The organism is Achromobacter kerstersii, from assembly GCF_902859595.1.
Taxonomy (GTDB): Bacteria; Pseudomonadota; Gammaproteobacteria; order Burkholderiales; family Burkholderiaceae_B; genus Achromobacter; species Achromobacter kerstersii.
Window position 1 is genome coordinate 103,672 of sequence record NZ_CADIJQ010000009.1, and the last position, 24,906, is coordinate 128,577.

A 24,906-nucleotide genomic window follows, 5' to 3' on the forward strand; every position below is an offset into this window, starting at 1 on the left:
GGCGGATTGACGGGGCGGCTGATTGATGGGGCGGCGGATTAATGGGACGCCTTATTGGCAGCTCATCTGGCGCAAACCCTCAACGTTGCGTATTTCCAGTTGCCGCCGGCTCACCTTGACCATGGACGCCACTTGCAGACGCGCGAGCACGCGGCAAACGGTTTCAACCTTCATGCCTAAATGGTTGGCGATATCCTCGCGCGTCATCTTCAGGGTGAACGCCAGCGGCGAGTAGCCGTTGGCGGCCATCTGCTCGGAAATGCCGATCAGAAAGCCAGCGACCCGCTCATCGGTGGTCATGCAGCCCAGGGTCAGCAACAGGCGGCAATACTGGTTTGAGTCGTGAGCAATCAGCCGATTGAATTGCTGGGCCACGTCGTAGTCCTTGCGGCAGTTGCCCATCAGTTCCGCATACGGCAGGATGCAGACCAGCGAATCTTCCAGCGCGATGGCGTCGCAGGTGTGGATGCCCGTTTCGATCCCGTCCAGCCCCAGCAAGGCGCCCGCAACGGGGAACGCCGTGATCTGCTCTTGCCCCGACAGATTGGTGACACGCACCTTGGCTGATCCGGATCGAAGCTGATACAAATTCAACAGCGGATCACCCGCCCGATAGACAGGTTCTCCGCGATGCACCAGCTTCTGGCTGCGTACGGGGACGGGAATCTGAGGCGCGTACCCATCCGATACGGGGTTGCACAAATGCGCCATGACGCATAGCTCGCAGTTCGGGGGCACGGCCGTGCGCCAGGCTGGGCCGGTAGGATAAGCAACGATATTGTCCATGGCTGCATCTCGCTAGGTCGTTCGATCGGAGCGATGCTTTGCTGAGGAAATGCGCGCTGCGCAACGCGGCAGGCTTTTCAGCAGTATCGGATGTCCGCCAGGCTCGCGCTATCAGCGCCGTTCGCCAGTTTTTGGCAGCGGTGCCTTACAAGCGTAGGAATATTCCTACACGTTCCGCTTAGAGGTCCGGGAGATCTTGCTCGTTGATCAGCTGGTGCCGGATGGCATAACGCACCAGGTCCGTCTGATTGCGCAGGTTCATTTTCACCAGGATGCGGCTTTTGTAAGTGCTGACCGTCTTGACGCTCAGGAACAGGCGCCGGGCAATATCTGAATTGTTCAAGCCAGAGGCAAGATGGCGGAACACGGACAGTTCTCGATCTGACAGCAGCAAGTGGGGCAGTGCGCCGGTGTTGTCCTGCCGATCAAAGGCGATGCTTTCTGCCAGGGATGGGCTCAGATAGCGGCCGCCGCCCGCTACCTTCCGAACCGCCTGAACCAATTCTTCGGCGGCGATGTCTTTGGTCAGAAAGCCTGACGCGCCGGCTTTGATGGCCTGGATGGCGTATTGCTGTTCACCGTGCATGGTCAGCACCAGAATCGGCACGTCGGGATGGCCGCTCTTGATTTGACGGATTAGATCTACGCCGTTGCGGCCGGGCATGGACATATCGAGCACCAGCAGATCCCACGCCCGCTGTTCCAGCAGTTTCAGCGCTTCAGCGCCATTGGCGGCCTCGCCCTGAACGGAGATGTCGCCGGCCTGCTCAAGCAGGCGCCGTAGCCCTTCGCGCAGCAAGGTGTGGTCGTCTGCCAGCATGACGGTGATCACGATGCCTCCCAGGGCGATTCGGGATGTTGCGCCGGCATGCGGGCATCCAGGCGGAATCCTTCCTTCTTGCGGGTAGTGATCGTCACATCACCATTAAGCAGCCGAACCCGTTCGCGTATACCTTGCAGGCCGAGCGACAGCGGCAGCTTCTTGGTCAGGCTTTCAGGCGCGGCGCCCACGCCGTTGTCCCGCACGGTCAGCGTGCATTGCGTGTCGTCACAGGTCAGGTGCAGTTGCACCTGCGTCGCCTGGGCATGCTTGGCGATATTGGTCAGCGCCTCTTGCACCACCCGAAACAAGGTCGTGGCGACCCGTTTGGAGGGCTCGGCCGGGCCGATGTGGATCTCTGCATGCGTGTCGATGCCATAGCGCGATACAAAATTCGCCACAAGCCATTCGACGGCCGCGGCCAGCCCCAGGTCATCCAGCATGACGGGCCGCAGGTCAGAGGCAATACGCCGCAATGAAGCAAAGGTGGCCTTGATCACCTGGCGCATCGCACGAACCCGATCCCGCGCGTCGTTGTCGTCGGGATCAAGGTTGGATTCCAGTTGGGACAGCTCCATGGTCAAGGCCGTCAGGCTCTGGCCAAGATCGTCGTGCAGCTCGCGGGCGATGTGTTTTTTTTCCTGCTCGCGCACATGCAGCAAGGCGTTGGACAGCCGGGTCAGTTCGTCCCGCGACGCGCGCAGCGCTTGGTCAACGCGCTGCCGCTCGGTAATGTCTCGCAGGAAGATCGACAGGAATACCCCCGATTCCGTTTTCGTCTGCGAGATAGAGGCTTCCATCGGAAACTCTTCGCCGTTGGACCGCAGCCCCCATAGCGGCGCGCCCAAGCCCATTTTCCGGTCGGACATGCCCGTATCTTTGAAACGGCTGACGTGCTTGGCATGCACCGTGCGAAAGCGCGCCGGTATCAAGATATCGAGGCTGGCGCCAATGGCCTGGTCGGCGTGGCACAGAAACACGCGCTCTGCCGCCGGGTTGAACATCACAATGCGTTGATGCTCGTCGATTGTGATGATCGGTTCGGTTGCGGACTGGATGATATCGAGCAGCGGAGGCGCGCTAGGCGAGGGCGTCATTGCAATGTGTGCGATGGATGCGAGCCAGCCTGGTTCGGGGAAAAATCATTGCAGCACACATTGCCGGGTGAAGCCATAGGCGCAGCGCGGCTGCGCCAAAAGCACTAGTGCGTTTACAGGGGCCGCATCTGTGGGAGCAGCCGTGGGAGCAGCCTGTTGGAGCAGCCTGTTGGAGCAGCCCGTGGGAGCAATCCGCTGGAGAAATCTGGTGGGAAACGCAGCGTCAGTCGATGGACGGTAGCAAGGGGGCGTTCCATCCGCCGGGGCCATCGGCGGCCAGCGTTTGCTCTCTGAAACGGCACAGAGACGCATCGCACTCTTCGGCAAGCACATCGTATTGTTTCAAGAGCAGAATCGAGCGCGGCTTGGCGCCTGCAATGGCCGCCATATCGTCCACGGCGCGAAACCCGCCATAACCCGACATGACGACGATCACCGAATAGGCCTTGATCATTCGGCCCTGCGCTTTCAAGAACGAGCGCATCGGCGCGGCCAGCGCGCGCAGCCACACGGGGGCGATCAGCACCACATGATCGAACTGGTCCAGCCCGGGGCCGTCATAGCGAAAGGCGGGGCTGCGCTTGAACAGGGTATCGACGACGCAGCGCAGATCTCCCCGCAATCCAAAACGCGGAGACGCGTCGCGGATTTCGTAGCTTGGCCATCCGCTGACGCTAGCCAGGCGTTCGGCGACGGTTCGCCCGGTTCCCGTACGGGAATAGAAGAAAATGCCGATGCGTGCCATGGTGTGTCCCCTTGCCGCAATGGCGGCATCACGTCTCTTGAGCCAGCAGCGCTCGCAGAATGTCGCGCCGGCTGACCACGCCGACCAGTTTTCCCGCCCGGGTGACGGGAACGCGCTTGATGCCGCGCTTGAGCAACACGTCCGCAATCGTTGCCAGATCGGCGGTTTCCTCCACCGTGATGGCGGGCCGGCTCATCACTGCGGACGCGGTTTGCTCGCTGAGCTGCAGGCTGTGCAGAAACTCCAGATTCAGCGCCTCGCCCTCGGCAAGCAAAGTCAGCCAGTGGTCCAGTTTCTTCTGATGCACGCTGTCCTGACGCCGGATGAGATCGCCTTCAGTGACCACACCAATCAGTCCGCCATCGTCGCCGGTCACCATCACGGCGCTGATATCGTGGTCGAGCATCGCATGCATGATCTGGGAAACAGGCGTTCGGGCCGTCACGCAATAGGGGTCAGGGGTCATGAGTTCGTGCGCAAGCATGGCTGTTCTCCGGGAGGGCAGAGGCGTACCCTGTCCTGTGAAATCGTCATCTCTATAGTGATCCCTCAAGGGCGGCGGAACTTGATTTTGGTCAAGCAAGGGTTGTGGGCGGGTCGCGATCACGAGGTGCCGTTACGAGGTGCCATCACGACGCGCCTTCGGGGGCGCGCACCAGCAGCACGGGAACCGGTGAGGTTCGCAGGATGCCTTCGGCGCTGCTGCCCAATACCATGCGGCGCACGCCGCGGCGGCCGTGCGTCCCGACGACGATCAGGTCTGCCTGCCAACTGACGGCCTCGTCCACCACCCGTTGCGCCACGGTCTTGGCCAGGTTTTCATAGAGCACGGTGTCGGTCTGAAGCCCTTGCGCGCGCGCCGTGGTCTGCGCCTTGGCCAGGAGGTCGGCGCCGTTTTTCTGAAGCAGGTCCAGCAATTCGCCCGCGTAATTGCCGTAGGAGTCGGCGGCCAGGGCAAAGGACAATTCGTCGATCACATGGATCAGGCGCAGCCTGCCATGGGTCAGCATCGCCAGGCGCATCGCCTCTTTCAAGCCAAGTTCCGAGGTCGGGCTTCCATCAATGGGCACCAGAATGCGTTCATACATGGCGAGTCTCCAGGCGGTGGCCGGGTACCCAGTATCGGCCCCTTGCGGGCTGCGACATTGACCAGAGTCAATGACGCAGCGGGCCTGCCGCCGGCCACTGCCAGTTCACAATGTCGTCTGAATCGATGCCTTCCGCCCGAGCCTGGGCGAGCGCCTGGGCTTGCAGCGCCAGCAGGGTTTGCATGTGCGCCGCCGAACACGTGCGCAGACGCGGGACGCGCTTGAGCACATCCATCGCCAGGCTGTAGCGGTCAATGCCATTCAGGATGGCGAGCTCGAACGGCGTGTTGACGTCGCCTTGCTCCCGGTAGCCGTGTACGTGGAAATTGGCGTGATTGCGGCGGCGGTAACAGAGCTTGTGGATCAGGGCGGGATAGGCGTGAAAGTTGAAAATGACCGGCTTGTCCAGCGTGAACAGGCGGTCAAAGGCGTCGTCTGACAAGCCGTGCGGGTGTTGCTGATCGGGTATCAGCGTGAACAGGTCCACCACGTTGACGAAGCGAATTTTCAGCCCGCTGAACATCTGCTTGAGCATCGCCACGGCGGCCAACGCTTCCTGCGTGGGGATGTCGCCCGCGCAGGCGATGACGACATCGGGTTCATGAGGCACGAACGTGCTGGCCCACTCCCACACGCCGATGCCTGCCTGGCAATGGCGCATGGCGTCCGGCCCGTTCAGATACGTCAGGTGCGGCTGCTTGTCGGCCACGATGACGTTGACATAGTCCACAGACCGCAGGCAATGATCCGTCACGCTCAGCAGGCAGTTCGTGTCCGGCGGCAGATAGATTCGGACAACATCAGGGCTCTTGTTGGCCACCACATCCAGAAAGCCGGGGTCCTGATGGCTAAACCCGTTGTGGTCCTGGCGCCAGACCAGCGAGGTAATCAGCAAATTCAGTGACGGCACGGGCGTGCGCCAGTCCACCAGGTGTTTAGCCTTGTCCAGCCACTTCGCGTGCTGATTGAACATCGAATCAATGACGTGGGCGAATGCCTCATACGTGGAAAGCAGGCCATGCCGGCCCGTCAGCACATAGCCTTCCAGCCACCCCTCCAGCGTTTGTTCACTCAGAATTTCCATGACGCGGCCCGTGGGTGACAGGTTGCCGCCGTCGGCATCGCTGTCGAGCAGTTGCGCCATCCACGTCTTGCCAGAGGCGTCATAGATGGCGGACAGCCGGTTGCTGGCGGTTTCGTCCGGCCCGAACACCCGGAACCGGTCCAGGTTCATGCGCATCACGTCGCGCAGGTATTCCCCGAGCACCTGCGTGGCCTGCGCCGTGTGCACGCCTGGCTGCGGCACGGCGATCTGATGCCCGGCGATGTCGGGAAGTTCAAGCGCCCGGCGCAAGTTTCCGCCATTGGCATGGGGGTTGGCGCTGATGCGCCGATGGCCGGCGGGCGCCAGGGCGCGCAATTCCGGTATCAGCCTGCCCGCCGCGTCAAACAGTTTTTCGGGGCCATAACTGCTGAGCCACTCGGCCAGCACATGCAGCTCGTCAGCGCGGCCTGCCGGGTCGGACACCGGTATCTGATGCGCCCGCCAGGAATCTTCAACCGCGTGGCCGTGCACGCGTTGCGGCCCCGTCCAGCCCTTGGGCGTGCGTAAGACGATCATCGGCCAGCAAGGCCGCGTCTTGGGGCCGCTTGCGCGCGCACGCGCCTGGATGCCGTGGATATCCGCCACGCACTGGTCCAGGGCGCGCGCCATCTTGCGATGCATGGCGGGCGCGTCGGACCCTTCGACGAAAATCGGCCGATACCCGTAGCCTTCGAACAGCGCAAGCAGCTCGGCATGCGGAATGCGAGCCAGGATGGCGGGGTTGGCGATCTTGTATCCGTTCAGATGCAGAATAGGAAGCACCGCACCGTCGCGCGCCGGATTCAGAAACTTGCTGGAGTGCCATGACGCCGCAAGGGCTCCGGTCTCGGCTTCGCCATCGCCAATCATCGCGGCCACGATGAGATCGGGGTTGTCGAACGCCGCGCCAAACGCGTGCGACAAGCTGTAGCCCAGCTCGCCGCCTTCGTGAATGGAGCCGGGCGTATGAGGCGAACAATGCGATCCGACACCGCCTGGCGCCGAGAACTTCTGGAATAGCCGGAGCATCCCGGCTTCATCTTGCGAGCACTCGGGATAGCGTTCCGAATAGTGCCCCTCCAGATAGGCGTGCGCGAGCACCGCCGCTGCCCCATGCCCCGGGCCGCACACATACATCAGGTTGAGGTCGTGCTCGACAATCAGCCGATTCAAGTGCGTGAGCGTGAAGGACTGCCCCGGGCAGGTACCCCAGTGGCCAAGAATCCGGCGCTTGATGTGATCCGCGTGCAGCGGCCTTCTCAGCAACGCGTTGTCACGCAGATAAAGCATGCCGGCGCACAGGTAATTGCTGGCCTGCCAGTAGGCGTGGATGCGGTCCAGCTGGGTGTTCGGCGATGCGCTAGTCATGGTTTTCCCTTCGTGTGGCCGGGGGCCAGCGACCAGGCGGGGCGCCCATCGCGCACGGTTTCAACAACGATAAGGTAACGCCCCGCGCCATAGGCAGGCGTTCGGTCGCGCCGCAACACCCAAGGCGTGGAAACGAGGTCGGCGGCGAGTTCGTAGTCGGCGTCCAACAGGCCCAGCCGGTCGATCAACTGATTGAGCGTTGCCGGAATCCGGATGCACCCTTTGGACTGCGGCGTGCCTAGTTTGGACTCCAGCAGAGACGGGTCTGTCGCATGCATCTGCAAGCGCATCGTGCTCACACCATCCGTGGTCCAGCCCTGGCGGGCCTGTTGCCAGCCCAAGTCGTAGACGCGCATGCCTTTTGCGCCATAGCCAAGAATGCCATTGGCGTTCTTCGTCCCCTCGGCGCGGAAATCGGGGTTATTCAAGTTGTGCGCGAATACGCCCGTTGGGGTTTCGAAATGATCGAACTGGCCGACCCGGCCCGTGGACACCGGGGCCGCGCCTATGTAAGTGGCCGGGGCAGCAGGGCGCATCCAGTAGAGCATCGCGGCCTGCACTTTCACATGCCGGTCCACAACGAGCACATATTGGGGGCCTAACAAATCGATGCCCGCCATTTGCAGCGTTTGCAAGGCCAGGTTGGCATAGCGCGTCTGCTCGTCGGCGGGCAGGGCCAGCGCAGGGGTGACCTCTTGGCGGAAGGCGCGCTCGACGTCCTCGACCGAGACTTGCGCCCAGGCCGTCACGTTGCCGGCCAGGGGCGCGGCAACCATTGCACCCGCGGTCACCCACGCCGGTATGGCGCGACGCTGGAGGGGCCGCGGACTCATGCGCTTTGGCCTAATTGATCAGGACGACCGGGATATGGATGGTGTGCAGCACCTTCAACGCCACCGATCCCAGCAGCAGGCTCCCCGCCGCGCCCAGTCCACGTGAGCCCATGATGATGTGGTCACATTGATGCTCGGTGGCGTACGCCTTGATCGATTCGGCAATGTGGCCAACCCGAAGCGCCTCTTGATACATCACCCCCGCCTTGTCCAGCGCCACCTTGGCGTCGGCCAGCGCCATCTTGGCCTCGTCCAGGTAGTACTCCTGAATCATGTCCTTGGAAACAAAGCCCAGCACCGTCCCGGAAACGATGGGAGGTTGCACGTTGAGCAGGTGCAGGGTGCAGGGGCCATTTTCGCGGACGTGGTCAATCATGTAGCCCACGGCGCGTAACGAGTTGGCCGAGCCGTCTACGGGAATCAGAACGTTTTTCACGATGCCTCCGGAGTGCTGGGATGGTCTTCGTCAGAAGGCCGTTTGTGGTTTGAACTCCATCATGGCACTGCGGTGATGAATTCCATTGACGCCGGTCAACTTCATTGCAACCCGGCTGCATGGCGCAGGGGCAGATCTTCGTCCCCGTTTTCGAATTGACAATGGTCAACATGCGTTGATCGCGATAGCGCACTATAGGACTCAAGGCATGGGGCGATGCCGCGCCCCCAGCAAGGACGAGATCATGTACACACGCATCATTGTCGCGGTTGATAGCAGCCACGCATCCAATCGGGCTCTGGACGAAGCCATCAAGATCGCAAAGGGGGCGCACGCGACGCTGCGCATCATCCATGTGCTGGATGACCTGTCGCTCTTTATTGCCACCAACCCCTACGCGGGCTACTACACGGGCGAGCTGATCGAGAATCTGAAGCAGGAAGGCGTGAAGATTCTGGACCAAGCGCGCACGCGCGCCACCGCGGCAGAACTGCCGGTGGAAACGGTGCTTTACGATGATCTGGGCTTGCCGGTGGAAGAGCGAATTGTGATGGCCGCCCGGGACTGGCCAGCCGACCTGATCGTGATGGGCACACACGGTCGGCGTGGCGTGACGCGCGCAATGCTGGGCAGCAGCGCCGAAGCCGTGCTGCGCACCTCTCCTGTTCCCGTATTGCTGGTCCGTACGCCGTGACGGGCGGCTCAACCGATCCCTGATCCACAACCCCTGGAGATCAACATGGAACAACCTGGAAAAACGCCGCAGAACAAACAGAGAAAGACGCCCTCCGATCCGAAGGAGGAAGCGTCGCAGCAACAACGCAAGGCCGAAATGGCCGAGGTGGTGGGGCGCCACAAGAATGTGGGGCAAAAAGACCATAAAGGGGCGCGCTGAGATACCGGGTGTCAGCCTGCGTCATCAGATTCCTTGCGGGGGCATACGCAGCGCGTCCAGCACCAATGAAAACGCAGGAGACGGCTGCCGCCGGCTCGGGTAATAGAGGTAGTAACCGTCAAAGGCGGGGCACCATTCCTCCAGCACCCGGATGAGGCGGCCCTTCTCGATGTGGGGCGCGAACTCTTCTTCGGGCAGATAGGCAATGCCCAGGCCCGCCAGCGCTGCCTGAACGATGTGCGGCGTACTGTTGAGCGTGACTTGTCCTTCAACGCGCACGTTCAACTGCTTCGCCTTGCGCGCGAACTCCCAAACGTAAAGACCGCCATGCGTGGGAAAGCGCATGTTGATGCAGCTGTGCGTCGTCAGGTCTTCCGGTTTCTTCGGCTTCGCATGCTTGGCGAAATAGGCCGGCGCAGCGACGGCGGCCATCCGCAATTTGGGGCCGATCGGCATCGCGATCATGTCCTTGTCGATGGTGTCTCCCAAGCGCACCCCCGCGTCGAATCTATCCGCCACGATGTCCCTGAAGCCGTAATTGACGTCGAATTCAACGTTGACGTCCGGGTACTTGTGCAGCAGCGGCGAAACCTTCGGCAACAGCGTGGTCTTGAGCACATGGTCGCCGCAGGTGATGCGTACCGTGCCGGCCGGCTTGTCGCGAAGTTCCGAGAGCTCATCCAGCTCTGCTTCGATTTCGTCAAAGCGATGCCCGATGGCCTGCAACAGCCGTTCCCCGGCAGCGGTCAGCGACACACTGCGCGTGGTGCGCGTCAGCAGGCGGATGTCCAGCCTGGCCTCCAAGCCGCTGATTGCCTGGCTCAGCGCTGATTGCGTGACGCCCAGCAGCGCGGCTGCGCGCGTGAAGCTGCCTTCCCGCGCCACGGTGACAAATGAGAGGAGATCGTTCAGATTTCGCCGGACCATGCTGTCAGTTTCCCACGGACTTTTCATTAGTGGAACTTATAAGCCCTTTAAGCATTCATTAGCTAGTCATGGTGTGCCCTGCGCGGGAAAATTTGCGTCATACCGATGGACGCACTCGTCCCAGCATTCAAGGAGAAACACCATGGCCAAGAGAAACGAAGCGCGCGCTGCAACTGCGGTGCAAGACGGCAAGGACGTGAGTCGCCGCGACATCCTGAAGATGACCGGCACCGGCATCGCGGCCCTGAGCGTGGCGGCCATTGCTGCGGGACCGGCCGCCGCCCAGCCGCGGGTAACGCCCGGCGACACATGGGACAAGACCTTCGCCAAGAGCGACAAGGTGGAGCACAAGAAGGTCACCTTCAAGAACCGCTACGGCGTCACGCTGGTGGGCGACCTGTACCAACCCCGGAACGTCCGCGGCAAGCAGGCCGCTATCGTCGTCTGCGGCCCGTTCGGTGCGGTGAAGGAACAGTCTTCGGGGCTCTACGCGCAAACCATGGCCGAGCAGGGCTTTGTCACGCTGGCCTTCGATCCGTCTTACACCGGTGAGAGCGGCGGTGAACCCCGTAATGTCGCCTCGCCGGACATCAATACCGAAGACGTGAGCGCCGCTGTGGATTGCCTTGGCCTGCAACCCGTTGTTGACCGCGAAAGGATAGGCGTGATTGGCATTTGCGGGTGGGGCGGCATGGCTCTGAACGCCGCCGCCGTGGACAAGCGCGTGAAGGCCGTCGTCGCCAGCACCATGTACGACATGACGCGCGTCATGTCCAAGGGCTATGACGATCGCGTCACACGCGAACAGCGCACGCAAACACTGGAGGCGCTGAGCCAGCAACGTTGGGCGGACGCAGAAAAAGGCGCGCCCGCCTACCAAGCGCCCTACAACGAACTCAAGGGAGGCGACGCGCAGTTCCTGGTGGACTATCACGACTACTACATGACGCCGCGCGGGCGGCATCCGCGTGCGGTCAATTCGGGCAACGCTTGGACGATCACCACGCCGTTGTCGTTCATGAACATGCCGATCCTGACCTACATCTCGGAAATTTCCCCGCGTCCGGTCCTGTTCATCCATGGCGAAAAAGCCCACTCGCGCTACTTCAGCGAAACCGCCTATGCGGCCGCGGCGCAGCCGAAGGAACTCATGATCATCCCGGGCGCCAACCACACCGATTTGTACGATCGCACGGACGTAATTCCATTCGGCAAGCTGACGGCATTCTTCAAGCAGCACCTGGCTTCGGCATGACCACCCACCTCGCTGACGCCCCGGCGGGGGCGCAACGCGTATCGGAAGACCGGCCCGCCTGCTGGAGCGGCGTCTTCGCGATGTCGCTGTGCGTTTTCGCGCTGGTGGCCTCTGAGTTCATGCCCGTCAGCCTGCTGTCTCCGATTGCCACGGATCTGCAGATTACCGAAGGCAGGGTCGGGCAGGGCATCGCCATCTCGGGCGCCTTCGCGGTGTTGACCAGCCTGTCGATTTCCGCGTTGGCCGGCACGATGGATCGCAAGACGCTGCTGCTGGCGCTGACCGTTCTGATGGGCGTCTCCGGCGCCACCGTCGCGTTCGCCCCGAACACCCTGACCTACATGGCCGGCCGCGCGCTCCTTGGCGTGGTGATCGGCGGCTTCTGGTCCATGTCGGCCGCCATGGCGATGCGCCTGGTGCCCCCCAGTCAAGTGCCGAAAGCCCTGGCGATCTTCAACGGCGGCAATGCCTTGGCGACGGTCATTGCCGCTCCATTGGGAAGCTACGTGGGTTCGATCATCGGATGGCGAGGCGCGTTTTTCGCCTTGGTCCCCTTGGCGCTGATCGCCTTCGCCTGGCAATGGATCGCGCTGCCCGCCATGAAGACCGGGGCGCGCGCAGCGGGGTCCGGCAACGTGTTCAACGTGCTCAAGCGCCGCAATGTGGCCTACGGCATGGCGGCGTGCGGCGCCTTCTTCATGGGCCAATTCACGCTGTTCACCTATCTGCGCCCCTTCCTCGAAACGGTGACACACGTCAGCGTCTCCACGCTATCGCTCCTGCTGCTGGTGATCGGTGTTGCGGGCTTCATCGGCACGGCGGTGATCGGCTCGATTCTCAAGCGAAGTTTGTATGGTCCGCTGAGCATCATTCCGATCCTCATGTCGGTGATTGCCGTGGCGCTGATTCCGCTTGGCGGCTGGGTCGCGCCCGTGGCCGTTCTGCTGGGCCTGTGGGGGCTGATGGCGACCGCTGCACCCGTGGGCTGGTGGAGCTGGGTCGCGCACGCGCTACCCCACGACGCCGAGGCCGGCGGCGGCCTGATGGTGGCGGTGATTCAGTTTTCCATTGCGCTGGGCTCAACCCTGGGCGGGATACTGTTCGATGCGAACGGCTATCAAAGCACCTTCATCGCGAGTGCAGCGGTGCTGGTGATCGGCGCCGGTTTGACCCTTCGGGCTGCGCGGGCCCAGGCGGCCACGGTGCTCATGAAGTAACGGGATAGACTCACCGTTCTTCCCTCCTGATAGATCGCGACCATGCTTTCCCCAACGAACGTCCGACCCGCCTCTCGTGAAGACATCGATTCGATCATTGAGCTGGACCCGGTTGCCAAGCAGGAACGGGGCAGAAGAATGTTTATCACCAAGGCGGTGGCCGCTGGCCAATGCTGGGCCGCCGTAGAGCCGGCGGATGCGTCGGCGGTGATTGGTTACGGCGTACTGAACCAATCTTTTTTCGAGCACGATTTCATCCCGCTGATCGTCGTAAAGGCTTCTGCACGGCGCCGCGGGGTAGCGACTGCCATCATGCGGACGCTGGAATCGCAATGCCAAGGAAAATTGTTCACATCAACCAATACGTCGAACATCGCGATGCGCCAATTGCTCGGGCGCCTGGGTTATATCGAAAGCGGCCGGATTGAAAATCTGGATGACAACGATCCCGAGCTTGTGTTTGTGAAGCTTCGATCAACATAACGTTGCGACGTTGTCGGCGGCGACTGACTTCTGGGGTTCCGTCTGTTGGGCACGTAATTTGCTAACCGCCAGTGCGCCCCATCGTTCAAGGGGCGACGGATCACGAGACAGAGGCATTTATGTTTCCCATACGCAAAGCGGTATTCCCGGTGGCCGGGCTGGGCACGCGGTTTCTGCCAGCCACGAAAGCCATGCCCAAAGAAATGCTACCCGTCGTCGACAAGCCCCTGATTCAGTACGCGGTCGAAGAGGCGGTGGCGGCGGGGATTACGGAACTGGTCTTCGTGACCGGCCGGAATAAGCGGGCGATCGAAGACCACTTCGATCGGGTTCCCGAATTGGAATTGGAGTTGGAGTCGAAGAACAAGGTGGCGTTGCTGGATAGCGTGCGCAGCGTAATCCCGGACCACGTCAAATGCGTGTACACGCGACAGCCGGCCGCGTTGGGCCTGGGGCATGCCGTGCTGTGCGCCGAATCGATCGTGGGCGACGAACCGTTTGTGGTGTTGCTGGCCGATGACCTAATCGATGCGGACTCCCCCGTCATTGGCGAAATGATGAAGGTGGCGAAAGAGTTCCAGGGCAGTGTGTTGGCGATCCAGCGCGTGCCCGCGGCGGCCACGCGGCAGTACGGCATCGTGTCAGGCCAGAAGGCGGCCGCGCACGTTTTGCGGCTGTCCGGCATCGTGGAAAAGCCTGATCCGGCCGACGCCCCGTCTGATATGGCGGTGGTAGGGCGCTATGTGTTGGACCCGTCCATTTTCCAGGCATTGCATAACACCCCGCCTGGTGTGGGCGGCGAGATTCAGTTGACTGACGCCATCGCCAGCCTGATGGCAGCGCGACCGGTATTCGGCTACGAGTACGACGGCACGCGCTACGACTGCGGCAGCAAAGAAGGCTTTTACCAAGCCACCATGGAAATCGGCAGGAAATATCACGGATTGGCGTGACTTCAAGATCGTCAAGCGTCTTGGGTACACGCCTTGCTGCAAGCGTTGCAACCCTCGGGAGCACGCCAATGAACGCCATTGAACGAGTCGCCAGATTTATGCTGGAAAACAAGCTCACGTTGGTCACAGCGGAGTCGTGCACGGCGGGGCTGATCGCGGCAAAGTTAGCGGATGTTCCCGGAGCCGGCCAGCTGTTGGATTGCGCGTTTGTCGTCTATTCCGTTGAGGCCAAGCGCCGTTGCCTGGGTGTGCCGCAATCGACGCTGTCCTCCCATAACCTGACGAGCGAGGCCGTGGCCCTGGACATGGCGCTGGGTGCGGCGCGCAAGAGCCACGCCAACGTGGCAGTGGCTAACACCGGCGTCACCGACGCGGTTGATGACCGAATCCCCAGCGGTACGCAGTGCTACGCCTGGGTGTTCAAGCGAGGCCGGGCGGATGCCAGTCCCATGGTGTACACCGCAACTCGACAGTTCTCAGGGGATCGCAACGGAATACGCGAGGCGAGCGCGGAGTTCGCATTGCTGGGGATCATGGAGCATTTCCTGGAGCACGAGTCAGCGCATCGCGGATAGGGCGTTCAGTGCTTCAGGAATCCGGCTATGGACTGGCGAACAACGTGATGGGCGTGACGACCGCTCACGATCACAAAGCGCCTCGATCAGAAAGCGCCAGCTGATGGGCAATACGATCCTTCAGCGCCAACAGGTCTCCAACATACCGTTGCGCCACCGGCGCGCAGGGCTCATCGGTCGTCAGACTCAAATTCAGCGCCAGCGTCCGGCCGCCCGGCAATATCAGGGGCGTTGACATCGCAACCACGCCGGGTTGCCAGGACGCGACGCAGTAGTCATCGGCATGGACTTGCGTGATCGCGGCGTCGATGTCGGCGCCGACCGGCTTCCAGGTTGCGCTGCGGTAGCCGCGCTTGATGCTGCGTATCAGCGTGTCGCGAACGGCCGCGTCCAATGTGGCCAGATAGGCGCGTCCCAGCGATGTCAGTTCGATGGGCACGCGCTGGCCGCCCACGATGGTGCGTAACGCGGGCTTACGGTTGTACCGGATGGATTCCAGGTAAATCATTTCGGCGCGATCTGGCGCGGCCAAGCCGACGTTGACCTTGAGCTTGGTGGAAAGCTCCTGCATCAGCGGGGTGGCCGCTTTCAAGACCGGCGAGGCGGCGCGCATGGCGTGCCCCAGGCTTAGTACTGGCACGGCAAGCCGGTAGGCGCGTGCGGCCCGGTCGTGTTCCAGAAAGCCGCTGGTCACCAGGGTTTGCGTCAGCCGGCTGACGGTTGCCGCCGACAGCCCGGTGCGCTCCGCGAGTTCGCCATTGCCCAGCAAATCGGTGCCGGGGCGAAACGCGCGCAGTATTTCCAGGCCGCGTTCCAGGGATCGGTTCTGGCTGACGCCATCGAAACGGTGACGGGTTTCAGCGGCGGGTTCGGGCTTGGCGGAAGCAGCCATGCAATTCCATTCTGTGGAAATAGGGAAGTGTTTTCAGCGACTGTACCGCCTACTGTGTCATCAGAGCTAGCTAAGAAAAGTCCTGCAACAGGAACCGCTGGCCTTTCGATATCACGGAGCTTAGAGATGGCGGACTACGAATTCATCAAACTTCAATCGGATCGTGGCGTGGCGACGCTGACGTTGAACCGGCCGGAGAAGCGCAACGCAATCAGCGACCCGATGCGCGCCGAGCTGATCCATGCGCTGGAGTCCGTTGCTCAGGATCGCGCCGTCAAGGCGCTGGTGCTGACGGGCGCAGGAAAAGGGTTCTGCGCGGGCGGCGACATCTCTGGCATGCAGCGCCGCATGGATGCGCCGGCAGGCGAGGTGGCTTTCAACGGCTGGTCGCGCCAGCAGCGGGTGCACCATGCGGTCAGCCTGCTGTTTCGCATGCCCAAGCCGACAATCGCGGCCGTGAATGGCGCGGCGGCGGGGCTGGGGGCAGACACCGCACTAAGCTGCGACTTCATCGTTGCGTCTGAAAGCGCGTCGTTCACCTGGAGCTACATCGCTCGCGGTCTGATTCCGGACGGAGGCGGCATGTACTTCTTGCCGCGCCGAGTGGGGCTGGCGCGCGCCAAGGATCTGATTTATTCCGGCCGCAAGGTCGCGGCAGACGAAGCGTTTACGCTGGGCATCGCCGACCGCCTGGCGCCGGCTGGCGACGAACTGAAGGCGGCGCAGGCGTGGGCGGCGGAATTGGCGCAAGGGTCGGCCACGGCGCTTGCGCTCAGCAAATCGATCCTTGATCAGAGTTCCGAGCTGACCGCAGACCAGATCTTTGCCATGGGCAGCCAGGCGCAGGGCATTTGCTACACCAGCACGGAGCACCGCGAGTCAGTGACGGCGTTCCTGGCCAAGATGGCCGCGGCCAAGGGAGACGCAAAATGAGCGGCTTGTCCAGACTGCTGCAACCCCAAAGCGTGGCCGTCGTCGGCGCGTCGGCGGACCCGGCCAAGACGTCCGGGCGGCCGGTGGGCTATCTGCGTAAGCACGGGTTTCAGGGCCGTATCTATCCCATCAACCCCAAGGCTTCCGAGATTGATGGCCTGCGTTGCTATCCCGACGTGCGGTCCTTGCCGGAGGCGCCGGACGTGGCGATCGTGCTGCTGGGCGCCGAACGTACTCAACAAGCCATCCGCGATCTTGCCGCCATCGGCACGGGGGCCGCAATTGTGTTGGCCAGCGGCTACTCGGAAACGGGCGAGGACGGCGCGCGCCGTCAGCGCGAGTTGCGCGAAGCGGCGGGCAGCATGCGTATTCTTGGGCCGAACACAATCGGGCTGGTCAATCTGACCGACCGCATCATCCTGTCTGCCAGCGGCGCGCTGGAGGTGGACAAGCTGCATAGCGGCGCCATTGGCCTGGTGTCGCAAAGCGGCGGCATCCTGGGCGCGCTGTTGTCGCGCGCAGCGGCGCGGGGCATTGGATTTTCCAAGCTGATCTCGACGAGCAACGAGGTCGACCTGGACCTGGCCGACTTTGTTGATGCGCTGGCGGACGACCCGGCCACCCGCGTGATCGCGCTGTACGTGGAAAGTATCCGCAACCCCAAAACTTTTATGGCGGCTGCTCGCAAGGCGGCCCGCGCCGGCAAGCCGATTGTTGCTTTCAAGATCGGGCGCTCGGAATCCGGAGCGCAAGCGGCGGCCTCGCACACCGGGGCCTTGGCGGGCGCTGACGGCATGTATGACGCCCTGTTCGAAGAGGTGGGCATCATTCGTGCGCAAACGTTCTCGGATCTGCTGGATATTCCGGCCGCGCTGGCCAATGAACGCAAACTGGGCGGCCGGCGGGTAGCGATTCTGACGTCAACGGGCGGCGCCGGCACGCTGGTGGCGGATTGCCTGGGCGTGGCCGGCTTCACGCTGCCCGCGCCGGACGCACACACGGGCGCCGCGTTGCGCGCCTTGCAGACCGGTGATCACGCGGCGCTGGACCGCAACCCCATTGATGTGACGCTGGCGGGGTTGCAGCCGGATCTGCTGCGCAGCGCCATCCGTATCGTGCTGGAAAGCGACGACTATGACGCTCTGGTCGTGATTGTCGGTTCGTCGGCGGTGGCGCAGCCTGAACTGATGGCCGGTGCGCTGCGGGATTCGCTGGCGCTGAGCTGCAAGCCCTTGTTGGCCTATATCAGCCCGCATGCGCCGGAGGCGGCGGAGGTTCTCAGCCGCTACGGCATTCCGGCATTCCATGCGCCGGAGAGCGTTAGCGCCGCCTTGTCGGCCATGTGGCGGGTGCAAGCACGCGGCGCGCATGTTGCAGATCGTCCGCGCACGGTGACGTTGACCCCGGTGGTTTGCGAGGAAACGGGTTCACTGGATGAAGCGCAGGCCAAGGCCTTGTTCTCCCGCTTTGGCGTGCCTGGCGTCAGAGAGATTACGGTGCGCTCGGAAGCCGAAGCGGTTGAGGCCGCCCGGCAACTGGGGCCACGCGTGGTGTTGAAGCTCTTGTCCCGCGAGATTACGCACAAGAGCGAGGTGGGCGGGGTTGCGGTCAACGTCACGCCGCAAGACATGGCGCAGCGGTTGCGGCAAATGGCGGCGGACGTGCAGCGCCATACCGGGCGTGAACCCGAGGCGTACCTGGTTCAGGAAATGGTTTCTGGCGCGGCCGAGGTGATTGTGGGCTTGCACCAGGACTCCTTGGGTACCGCCATTTTGCTGGGCATGGGCGGAGTGGTGGCCGAACTGATCCGGGATACGACGCTGTTGCTGCTGCCGGAGGATGGCGCGGCGCTGACGGCCGATGAAGTCGAGGCCGCCCTGCGGCGACTGAAGACGTGGCCGTTGCTTGATGGATACCGGGGGCGGGAACGCGCCGACGTGCCGGCCCTGATCGAGGCCGTGCTGGCCTTCTCGCGCATGGCCGGCGCATTGCAAGGCCAATTGCTCGAAGCCGAGATCAACCCGCTGTTCGTCAAACCGTTGGGCCAAGGGGTATGCGCGGCCGACGGCATCGCCATCTTGCAAGAGGCGTCGAACTAGTTCCATCAGGTGGAATTGATGGGGTGGCAAGCAGGGTTGCCGCTCCTACACTTTTCTCATGCGCCGCAATCAGACAGGCGCAAGAAATATCAGGAGACAACGCATGAAAACTAGCCAGATCGCGACGCGACGCGTCAAGGCGCTGGGCGCTGCTTTGGTGATGATGGGTACGCTTGCGGCGCCGCAGGCATGGGCCGCCTTTCCAGAGCGCCCGTTGCGCATCGTGGTGCCCTTCACGCCCGGTGGCGGCACTGACATCGTTGCGCGTCAGTTAGCCAAAGGGCTCTCGGATGAGTTGGGCCAATCGGTGGTGGTGGAGAACCGCCCCGGCGGAAGCACCATCATAGGCACCGAGAACGTGGCCAAGAGTCCGCCGGATGGCTACACCTTGTTGATGTCGACCTTTGCTCACGCGGTGAACCCGGCCATTCACAAGAAGCTGCCCTACGATACCGACGAGGCGTTCGCGCCCGTGGCGCTGATCGGGAAGTCCCCCAATGTGCTGGTTGTGTCGCCGAAGTCCAAGTTCAAAAGCGTTCAGGAAATCCTGAACTATGCGCGCGCCAACCCGGGGAAACTGACCTTTGGCTCGTACGGGAATGGCACGTCGGCGCACCTGGCGGGCGAGCTGTTCAAGAGCCTGGGCAAGGTGGATATTCTGCATGTGCCTTACAAGGGCGCGGGCCCGGGGATCAACGACCTTATGGGTGGGCAGATCGACATGATTTTCTCGACGTCAGCCAGCGTCAGCGGACAAATAAAGAACGGCCAGCTGCGCGCGTTGGCCGTCACCACGAAGGACCGTTCGCCGTCGTATCCGGGCGTGCCCACCGTGGCCGAATCGGGTGAGCCGGGATACTTCGTGGACAGCTGGTATGGCGTGTTTGTCCCACGAGGCACGCCCACTGCCGTCATTGATCAGTTGAACGCGGCCATCAAAAAGGTGTCGGGCAAGCCCGACTTCCAGGCGGCGCTGGAACTGGAAGGCCTGGTCGCCAGCGTGGGGACGCCTGCCGCGTTGGGCGAATACGTGAAGCAGGAAGAGAGCCGCTGGACCAAGATCATCAAGGACGCGGGAATCACCGACAACCCTTGAACGCCGGCGGTACAGCTGGAATGCAACGCGCGCCCCGATTGGGGCGCGCGGCATGTGGGCTTGCGGGATGGCCTTATTCGGCTTTGACGTTGCCCGCCTTGATGACCGCCGCCCATTTGGCGGTGTCTTTTTGCACCAGATCGCGGAATGCTTCGGGTGACGAGGGGCTGGGTTCCACACCCAGGCTGGCCAGATTGGCGATCAGCGCGTTGGCCTTCAGGCTGTTGCGTACGGCTTCGTTCAGCTTGGTCACGACTTCGGCCGACGTGCCCTTGGGCGCGAACACGCCGTACCAGTTGTTGGCTTCCACGTTCGGAATGCCTTGCTCTGCCAGCGTGGGCACGTTGGGCAAGGACTTCAAGCGTGCCGGCGCCGCGACGCCCAGCGCCACGAGCTGTCCGTCATTGATGAACGGCATCAAGCCCGACACATCCCCAAAAAATGCCTCGACGTGACCGCCGATGGTGTCGGCGATGGCCGGTGCGGCGCCCTTGTAGGCCACATGCAGGAAGTCGACCTTCGTCTGGTTCTTGAACAGCTCGATGGTCATGTGCGGCATGCTGCCCACGCCCGACGAGGCCAGGGTAGCGGGTTCACTACGCTTGGCTGCTGCGGCGACGTAGTCCGACGCGGTCTTGATCGGGTTCTTGGGAGACACCACCAGCACTTCGGGCGTATGCACCACCAGCGCAATCGGCGTGAAGTCTTCGGTTGGCTTGTAAGACAGGCTGGGATACAGAGACGGGTTGATCGCGATGGCGCCCGCCGAACTCAGAAACAGCACGCTGCCGTCTGCGGGGCTGCGCATCACATAGTTGGCGGCGATGGCGCCGTTGGCGCCCGGCTTGTTTTCAACGATGACGGTCGTCTTGAGCTCGGTTTCCAGCTCCTTGGCCAGAATGCGCGCCAAGGAATCGGCGGGACCGCCCGGCGGAAAGGCGACGACCAGGCGCGTCGGCTGCGCGGCGATGCTGACGCTGGCAAATGCGAATGCGGCCGCCAACGCGCCGCCCAGAAAGGTGCTGAGGATTCTATTTTTCATGGTGTGAGGTCTCCTGGCAGCCGGCGATTCAACCGCCGGGCGCTCCTTGGGTGTTGACGTATAGCGAGTAAATGGATGTGCATGACGCCATGAACAGGCGATTGCGGTGCGTGCCGCCAAAGCACAGGTTTGCGCAGCGTTCGGGCAGGGCGATATGTCCGATGGCTTCGCCGTCGGGCGAAAAGATGCGCACGCCGTCGAGTTCTTCGGTGCCCATTCCCCAGCCGCACCAAAGGTTGCCGTCGACATCGACGCGAAAGCCGTCGGGCGTTCCGGAACCGGCGTTCAACAGCACATCCGGCCGCGACAGCGTGACGCCGTCGTCCTGAACCTGAAACACCAGGATGTTGCGCGGGCGCGCGCGCGATTCGATGACATACAGCAGCTTTTCATCGGGCGAGAACGCCAGCCCATTAGGACCGTTCACCCCTTCGGCGACAACGGTGAGATCTCCCGACGCACCGTCGATCCGGTAGATGTTTGCGGGCAGTTCCTGGCGGGCAGGTTCGCCTTGATAGTGGCCGACGATGCCGAAGGGCGGGTCGGTGAACCAGATGGAGCCATCCGACTTGACCACGACATCGTTCGGTGAATTGAGCGGCCGGCCCGCGTGGCTGTCGGCCAGCACGGTGATGCGTCCATCGTGCTCGGTGCGGGTCACGCGGCGGGTGCGGTGTTCGCAGGTGATCAACCGGCCTTGGCGGTCGCGCGTGTTGCCGTTGGCATGGTTGGATGGCGCGCGGTAGGCGTGGACCGAATTGCTGATCTCGTCCCAGCGCAGGATGCGGTCGTTGGGCACATCGCTCCACAGCAGGTAGCGGCCATCTCCAAACCATACGGGGCCTTCGGCCCAGCGGCAGCCCGTTGCCAAGCGTTCCACGGCGGCGGACAGCAGATGGTATTTCTCAAATTGGGGCGCCAGCGTTCGAATGGCGGGGTCGGGGTAGCGCTGAGAGGGTTCCCACATAGGGCCTCCACAAGAAGGGATGGATGGACTTAGCCGTAGAGCCGGCGGGGGTTGCCGTTCAGCACGGCATCCAGCGCGGCCGGGTCTTCACCGCAGGCGCGCCGCAGCAGGGCAAGCAGGTCGGGCAAGCGCGGCTGGGGGTAGCGGATGTTGACGTGCGGCCAATCACTGCCCCAGATGGCCCGGGTGGGCGCGCCCTGGATCAGCGCCGACATCAGCGGCAGCGCGGCCTGGAAACCGTTCGCGCCATCCGTCACTCGGTCAGCCCCCGAAACCTTGATCCAGAGGCTGGGGTGATGCAGCAGTTCCAGCAGAGGCTGCCATTCCTGCGGGCGTGCGACGGGCGCGCGGGCCATGTGGTCGATGATGAGCGGTACGTCATACCGAAGCAGGGCGGGCACGGTGGCAAGCACATCGTCCAGCTCCGCATGCACCAACGCGTGCCAGCCATAAGGCTTGATGCGCGCCAGCAGCTCGCCCATACGCGAGACATCCGGCTTGCCGGCCAGGTGCTTCATCATCCCCAGGCGTATGCCACGCACACCGTGCTGGTGCATGTGGGCCAGGCTTTCCTCGGGCGTGTTCTCCGTGATGACGGCAATGCCGCGATACGCGCCTTGGCTGGCGGACAGCGCCGCCAGCAACGCGCGGTGGTCATCGCCATAAGGCGTGGCCTGGACGATGACGCCGCGCGTGATGCCGCATTCGGCATGCAAGGCTTCCAGTGCCCGGAAGGGGGCTTCGTCGGGAACATAGGTGGGGCGCTCGGCAAGCGGGTATTCGTTCCAGGGGCCAAAGATGTGCGTATGGCAATCCCAGCGTTCACGGGCTAGGGGCATGGGGGGGCTCGATTCAGTTTGAGGTGGCGCCGGTTTCTTTGATGATGGCGCTCCAGCGCCGGTATTCCGACTTGATCAAGTCGCCATACTGGGCGGGCGTGCCGGGCGTGGCTTCGGCGCCCTGCGCGTCCAGGCTGGCCTTGAGGGTGGGGTCTTTGATGGCGTCGTTGACGGCCTGGTTCAGGCGGGCGGTCACATCGGCGGGCATGCCGGCTGGGCCAACAATGCCTTGCCAGGTGCCGGAATCGAAACCGGGGGCGACGGTCTCGGCCAGGGTGGGAACCTCTGGCAGTACCGACACGCGCTTTGCCGTCGTGACGGCCAGCGCTTTCAACTTGCCTTCCTTCACATACGGCAGAAACGCATTCAGGCTGCCGGACATCATGAATTCAATGCGGCCCGATAGCAGGTCGGGAAGCGCCGCGGCATTGCCTTTGTAGGGCACGTGCGCGAAGTCGGTTGCGGTCTGGCGGGCGAAAAGAATGCTGGTCAGATGATCAATGGTGCCGTTGCCGGACGAACCCATGTTCAGCTTGCCGGGCTTTTCCTTGAGCAGCTTGACGAATTCAACAGCCGTGTTGGCGGAGACTTCGGGGTTCACGATCAGCACCAAGGGTACGTTCGCTACGGACGCGACGGGGGTGAAGATCTTCCCCGGGTCGAGCTTGTCGTTGGCGAACAATGCCGGCGATATCGCAATGGACGAACTGTTGTAGAGCAACGTGTAGCCATCGGCGGGCGCGTTGGCGACCATTTCGGCGGCGATGTTGCCGCCCGCGCCGGGCTTGTTCTCGACCACGACCTGCTGGCCCAGTCCATCGCCCAGGCGCTTGGCGACGAGCCGCGCCAGCACGTCCGTCGGCCCGCCCGGCGAGAACGCGACGATCAGCCGGATCGGCTTGTCGGGATAGGCGCCCGCCAGCGCCGGAGCGCTGCCACATGCCAACAGCGCTGCACCGGCCAGCGTGTGCAAGATGCGCCTGCGCTGGGACGAAAAGAACCGCGTTGAATCATTCATGATGTCTCCTGGGAGGCGCTTGGTGCGCCTCTCTCTTTTCAAGGGGCGATGTCAGTCGCAGCGCACGCTCATGCCGCCGTCGACGATGATCTCGGTGCCGGTCACGAACCGGGCTTCGTCGGAGGCCAGGAACAACGCGGCATTCGCGGTGTCTGTGCCGTCTCCCATGAAGCCCAGGGGAATGCGGGCCTGACGTTCGGCCAGCAGGGCATCCACGTTGCCGCCTGCGCGCTGTCCGGCCAGCCGCGCTTCGACCATGGGGGTGTGCATCTGCCCCGGCACCACCGTATTCACGCGGATGTTGTGCTTGGCGTATTCCACGGCGACGACGCGCGACAGCTGGATGATGCCGGCCTTGGCCGAGGCGTAGCCGACCTGCGCCGCGCCAGTCCAGCGTATGCCGGAGGTGGACGCGGTGTTCACGATGGCGCCGCCACCATGGCGTTGCATGACGGGGATGACGTGTTTGCAGGCCAGGAACACGCTCTTCAGATTGAAGGCCATCTGCGCGTCCCAGTCCGCTTCGGACAGGTCCACCGGCCCGCCGCGGCGGGAACCCCCGACGTTGTTGACCAGGATGTCGACGCGGCCATAGCGTTCGACGCAAGCCTGCACCATGGCCTGGACGTCGGCGCTGACCGTCGCGTCACCCGTCCAGGCGGTGATGTCTCCGCCCGCGTCCTGGGCTCGCAGCAGCGTTTCAGCCATGGCGTCCGCGTTTTTGTCCACCGCGAAAACCTTGGCGCCTTCCTGCGCGAAACGCACCGCGACGGCGCGTCCATTTCCCCAACCCGGGCCGACGCAACCCGCGCCCGTGACGATCGCAACTTTTCCTTCCAGCCTCTTGCTCATGATCTTCGCTCTATCTGTTGATGACATGCAGTGTTAAGGGGTGACGCTGTCGGCGGCTTTCAGCTCGTGCGGCTCGCCCTCGGGCGGGTCGATCTGAAAGACATTCAGCGTCATTGAAATCAGGGTGTAGTAACCGGCCAGCGCCACCAGATCGATGACGCCGTGCTGGCCAAACATGGCTTCAGCGCGTGCGTAGACGTCGTCAGACACGCGGCGTGTCTCGTGCAGCTGCGTCAGGAACTCGTGGATCAAGGCTTCATCGGCTTGCCCAAACGGGATGGGCTTGCCATCGCGCAACGCGTCGATCACCGCTTCGGACACGCCCGCCTTGAGCGCAATGGCCTTATGCGCCCACCATTCGAATTCCGACCCCCACCAGCGCGCGAGCACGAGAATTCCGAATTCGGACAGGCGGGGGGAGAGCGAACTGTCGTAGCGGCAGAACTGGCCCAGCGCCTGCGCGGGTTCGGCCATGGATGGCCGGTGCAGCCATACCGCCAGCGGGCCGCGTACGCGGCCGCGCGGGCCGGAGGCGATGAGGTCGTAAATACGCTTTTGTTCGGCGGACATGTCCTGAACCTGCGGGGGGCTGACGCGTGCCATGCT

General features: G+C 63.0%; 27 protein-coding genes. 10 read left to right on the top strand and 17 right to left on the bottom strand.

Annotated features, from left to right (window positions below):
* Positions 1 to 51: 51 nt before the first annotated feature.
* From HV765_RS23335 to HV765_RS23375, 9 genes are all read right to left on the bottom strand, one after another.
* Positions 52 to 786, bottom strand: coding sequence for a helix-turn-helix domain-containing protein (locus HV765_RS23335; protein WP_175171121.1), 735 nt, complete (start codon positions 784 to 786; stop codon positions 52 to 54).
* Between the two features lie 178 nt (positions 787 to 964).
* Complete coding sequence (locus HV765_RS23340; RefSeq protein ID WP_054427183.1) at positions 965 to 1,618, bottom strand: response regulator; 654 nt, start codon at positions 1,616 to 1,618, stop codon at positions 965 to 967.
* On the bottom strand, positions 1,615 to 2,703 hold the full coding sequence (locus tag HV765_RS23345; RefSeq protein ID WP_175171122.1) for a PAS domain-containing sensor histidine kinase: 1,089 nt from the start codon (positions 2,701 to 2,703) through the stop codon (positions 1,615 to 1,617). Before HV765_RS23345 ends, HV765_RS23340 begins: the two co-directional genes overlap by 4 nt.
* Before the next feature lie 223 nt (positions 2,704 to 2,926).
* A complete protein-coding gene (locus HV765_RS23350; RefSeq protein WP_175171123.1) occupies positions 2,927 to 3,448 on the bottom strand; it encodes a flavodoxin family protein in 522 nt (173 codons plus the stop codon).
* A gap of 28 nt (positions 3,449 to 3,476) precedes the next feature.
* Positions 3,477 to 3,932, bottom strand: a complete 456-nt coding sequence (locus HV765_RS23355) for a CBS domain-containing protein (protein WP_054427186.1) — start codon at positions 3,930 to 3,932, stop codon at positions 3,477 to 3,479.
* A 145-nt stretch (positions 3,933 to 4,077) separates the two neighbouring features.
* Positions 4,078 to 4,536 carry a universal stress protein gene (locus HV765_RS23360; RefSeq protein ID WP_175171124.1) on the bottom strand — a complete coding sequence of 153 codons (459 nt, stop codon included), beginning with the start codon at positions 4,534 to 4,536 and terminating at the stop codon, positions 4,078 to 4,080.
* A 67-nt stretch (positions 4,537 to 4,603) separates the two neighbouring features.
* On the bottom strand, positions 4,604 to 6,988 hold the full coding sequence (locus tag HV765_RS23365; protein ID WP_175171125.1) for a phosphoketolase family protein: 2,385 nt from the start codon (positions 6,986 to 6,988) through the stop codon (positions 4,604 to 4,606).
* Positions 6,985 to 7,764: a L,D-transpeptidase gene (locus HV765_RS23370; RefSeq protein WP_254600695.1), complete on the bottom strand. Its 780-nt coding sequence runs from the start codon at positions 7,762 to 7,764 to the stop codon at positions 6,985 to 6,987. Before HV765_RS23370 ends, HV765_RS23365 begins: the two co-directional genes overlap by 4 nt.
* Before the next feature lie 67 nt (positions 7,765 to 7,831).
* The gene (locus HV765_RS23375; protein WP_175171127.1) at positions 7,832 to 8,257 is read right to left on the bottom strand and encodes a universal stress protein; all 426 of its coding nucleotides are present in this window, start codon (positions 8,255 to 8,257) and stop codon (positions 7,832 to 7,834) included.
* A gap of 244 nt (positions 8,258 to 8,501) precedes the next feature.
* Between HV765_RS23375 and HV765_RS23380 the strand changes: the two genes are divergently transcribed.
* On the top strand, positions 8,502 to 8,951 hold the full coding sequence (locus HV765_RS23380; RefSeq protein WP_175171128.1) for a universal stress protein: 450 nt from the start codon (positions 8,502 to 8,504) through the stop codon (positions 8,949 to 8,951).
* A 45-nt stretch (positions 8,952 to 8,996) separates the two neighbouring features.
* Positions 8,997 to 9,152 carry a hypothetical protein gene (locus tag HV765_RS23385; RefSeq protein ID WP_175171129.1) on the top strand — a complete coding sequence of 52 codons (156 nt, stop codon included), beginning with the start codon at positions 8,997 to 8,999 and terminating at the stop codon, positions 9,150 to 9,152.
* A gap of 24 nt (positions 9,153 to 9,176) precedes the next feature.
* Here HV765_RS23385 and HV765_RS23390 read toward each other — a convergent pair whose 3' ends face one another.
* Complete coding sequence (locus tag HV765_RS23390) at positions 9,177 to 10,079, bottom strand: LysR family transcriptional regulator (protein ID WP_175171130.1); 903 nt, start codon at positions 10,077 to 10,079, stop codon at positions 9,177 to 9,179.
* 142 nt (positions 10,080 to 10,221) lie between these two features.
* On the opposite strand from HV765_RS23390, the gene HV765_RS23395 reads away from it, so the two are divergent.
* The 5 genes from HV765_RS23395 to HV765_RS23415 all read left to right on the top strand — a co-directional run bounded on the left by HV765_RS23395 (position 10,222) and on the right by HV765_RS23415 (position 14,562).
* A complete protein-coding gene (locus HV765_RS23395) occupies positions 10,222 to 11,334 on the top strand; it encodes an alpha/beta hydrolase (RefSeq protein WP_175171131.1) in 1,113 nt (370 codons plus the stop codon).
* Positions 11,331 to 12,551, top strand: a complete 1,221-nt coding sequence (locus HV765_RS23400; RefSeq protein ID WP_175171132.1) for an MFS transporter — start codon at positions 11,331 to 11,333, stop codon at positions 12,549 to 12,551. The genes HV765_RS23395 and HV765_RS23400 overlap by 4 nt, the downstream gene beginning before the upstream one ends.
* 42 nt (positions 12,552 to 12,593) lie before the next feature.
* Positions 12,594 to 13,034, top strand: a complete 441-nt coding sequence (locus HV765_RS23405; RefSeq protein WP_175171133.1) for a GNAT family N-acetyltransferase — start codon at positions 12,594 to 12,596, stop codon at positions 13,032 to 13,034.
* A gap of 119 nt (positions 13,035 to 13,153) precedes the next feature.
* A complete protein-coding gene (gene galU / locus HV765_RS23410; protein ID WP_175171134.1) occupies positions 13,154 to 13,987 on the top strand; it encodes a UTP--glucose-1-phosphate uridylyltransferase GalU in 834 nt (277 codons plus the stop codon).
* 68 nt (positions 13,988 to 14,055) lie between these two features.
* On the top strand, positions 14,056 to 14,562 hold the full coding sequence (locus HV765_RS23415) for a CinA family protein (RefSeq protein ID WP_175171135.1): 507 nt from the start codon (positions 14,056 to 14,058) through the stop codon (positions 14,560 to 14,562).
* Between the two features lie 70 nt (positions 14,563 to 14,632).
* On the opposite strand, the gene HV765_RS23420 is transcribed toward HV765_RS23415, so the two are convergent.
* Entirely contained in the window at positions 14,633 to 15,454 is an 822-nt protein-coding gene (locus tag HV765_RS23420) for an IclR family transcriptional regulator (protein WP_175171136.1), read from the bottom strand.
* Between the two features lie 126 nt (positions 15,455 to 15,580).
* Between HV765_RS23420 and HV765_RS23425 the strand changes: the two genes are divergently transcribed.
* From HV765_RS23425 to HV765_RS23435, 3 genes are all read left to right on the top strand, one after another.
* Positions 15,581 to 16,387: an enoyl-CoA hydratase/isomerase family protein gene (locus HV765_RS23425; RefSeq protein ID WP_175171137.1), complete on the top strand. Its 807-nt coding sequence runs from the start codon at positions 15,581 to 15,583 to the stop codon at positions 16,385 to 16,387.
* Entirely contained in the window at positions 16,384 to 18,486 is a 2,103-nt protein-coding gene (locus HV765_RS23430; protein WP_175171138.1) for an acetate--CoA ligase family protein, read from the top strand. Before HV765_RS23425 ends, HV765_RS23430 begins: the two co-directional genes overlap by 4 nt.
* A gap of 103 nt (positions 18,487 to 18,589) precedes the next feature.
* Positions 18,590 to 19,582 carry a Bug family tripartite tricarboxylate transporter substrate binding protein gene (locus HV765_RS23435; protein ID WP_175171139.1) on the top strand — a complete coding sequence of 331 codons (993 nt, stop codon included), beginning with the start codon at positions 18,590 to 18,592 and terminating at the stop codon, positions 19,580 to 19,582.
* Positions 19,583 to 19,655: 73 nt separating this feature from the next.
* On the opposite strand, the gene HV765_RS23440 is transcribed toward HV765_RS23435, so the two are convergent.
* From HV765_RS23440 to HV765_RS23465, 6 genes are read right to left on the bottom strand one after another with little or no spacing between them, the layout of a single operon-like run.
* Entirely contained in the window at positions 19,656 to 20,624 is a 969-nt protein-coding gene (locus HV765_RS23440) for a Bug family tripartite tricarboxylate transporter substrate binding protein (protein ID WP_175171140.1), read from the bottom strand.
* Between the two features lie 28 nt (positions 20,625 to 20,652).
* Entirely contained in the window at positions 20,653 to 21,591 is a 939-nt protein-coding gene (locus tag HV765_RS23445; RefSeq protein ID WP_175171141.1) for an SMP-30/gluconolactonase/LRE family protein, read from the bottom strand.
* 29 nt (positions 21,592 to 21,620) lie between these two features.
* Positions 21,621 to 22,430, bottom strand: a complete 810-nt coding sequence (locus HV765_RS23450) for an amidohydrolase family protein (RefSeq protein WP_175171142.1) — start codon at positions 22,428 to 22,430, stop codon at positions 21,621 to 21,623.
* Positions 22,431 to 22,443: 13 nt separating this feature from the next.
* Positions 22,444 to 23,448, bottom strand: coding sequence for a Bug family tripartite tricarboxylate transporter substrate binding protein (locus HV765_RS23455; protein ID WP_175171143.1), 1,005 nt, complete (start codon positions 23,446 to 23,448; stop codon positions 22,444 to 22,446).
* 51 nt (positions 23,449 to 23,499) lie between these two features.
* Positions 23,500 to 24,300, bottom strand: coding sequence for an SDR family NAD(P)-dependent oxidoreductase (locus HV765_RS23460; RefSeq protein WP_175171144.1), 801 nt, complete (start codon positions 24,298 to 24,300; stop codon positions 23,500 to 23,502).
* A 33-nt stretch (positions 24,301 to 24,333) separates the two neighbouring features.
* Complete coding sequence (locus HV765_RS23465) at positions 24,334 to 24,903, bottom strand: carboxymuconolactone decarboxylase family protein (RefSeq protein ID WP_175171145.1); 570 nt, start codon at positions 24,901 to 24,903, stop codon at positions 24,334 to 24,336.
* Positions 24,904 to 24,906 lie beyond the last annotated feature (3 nt).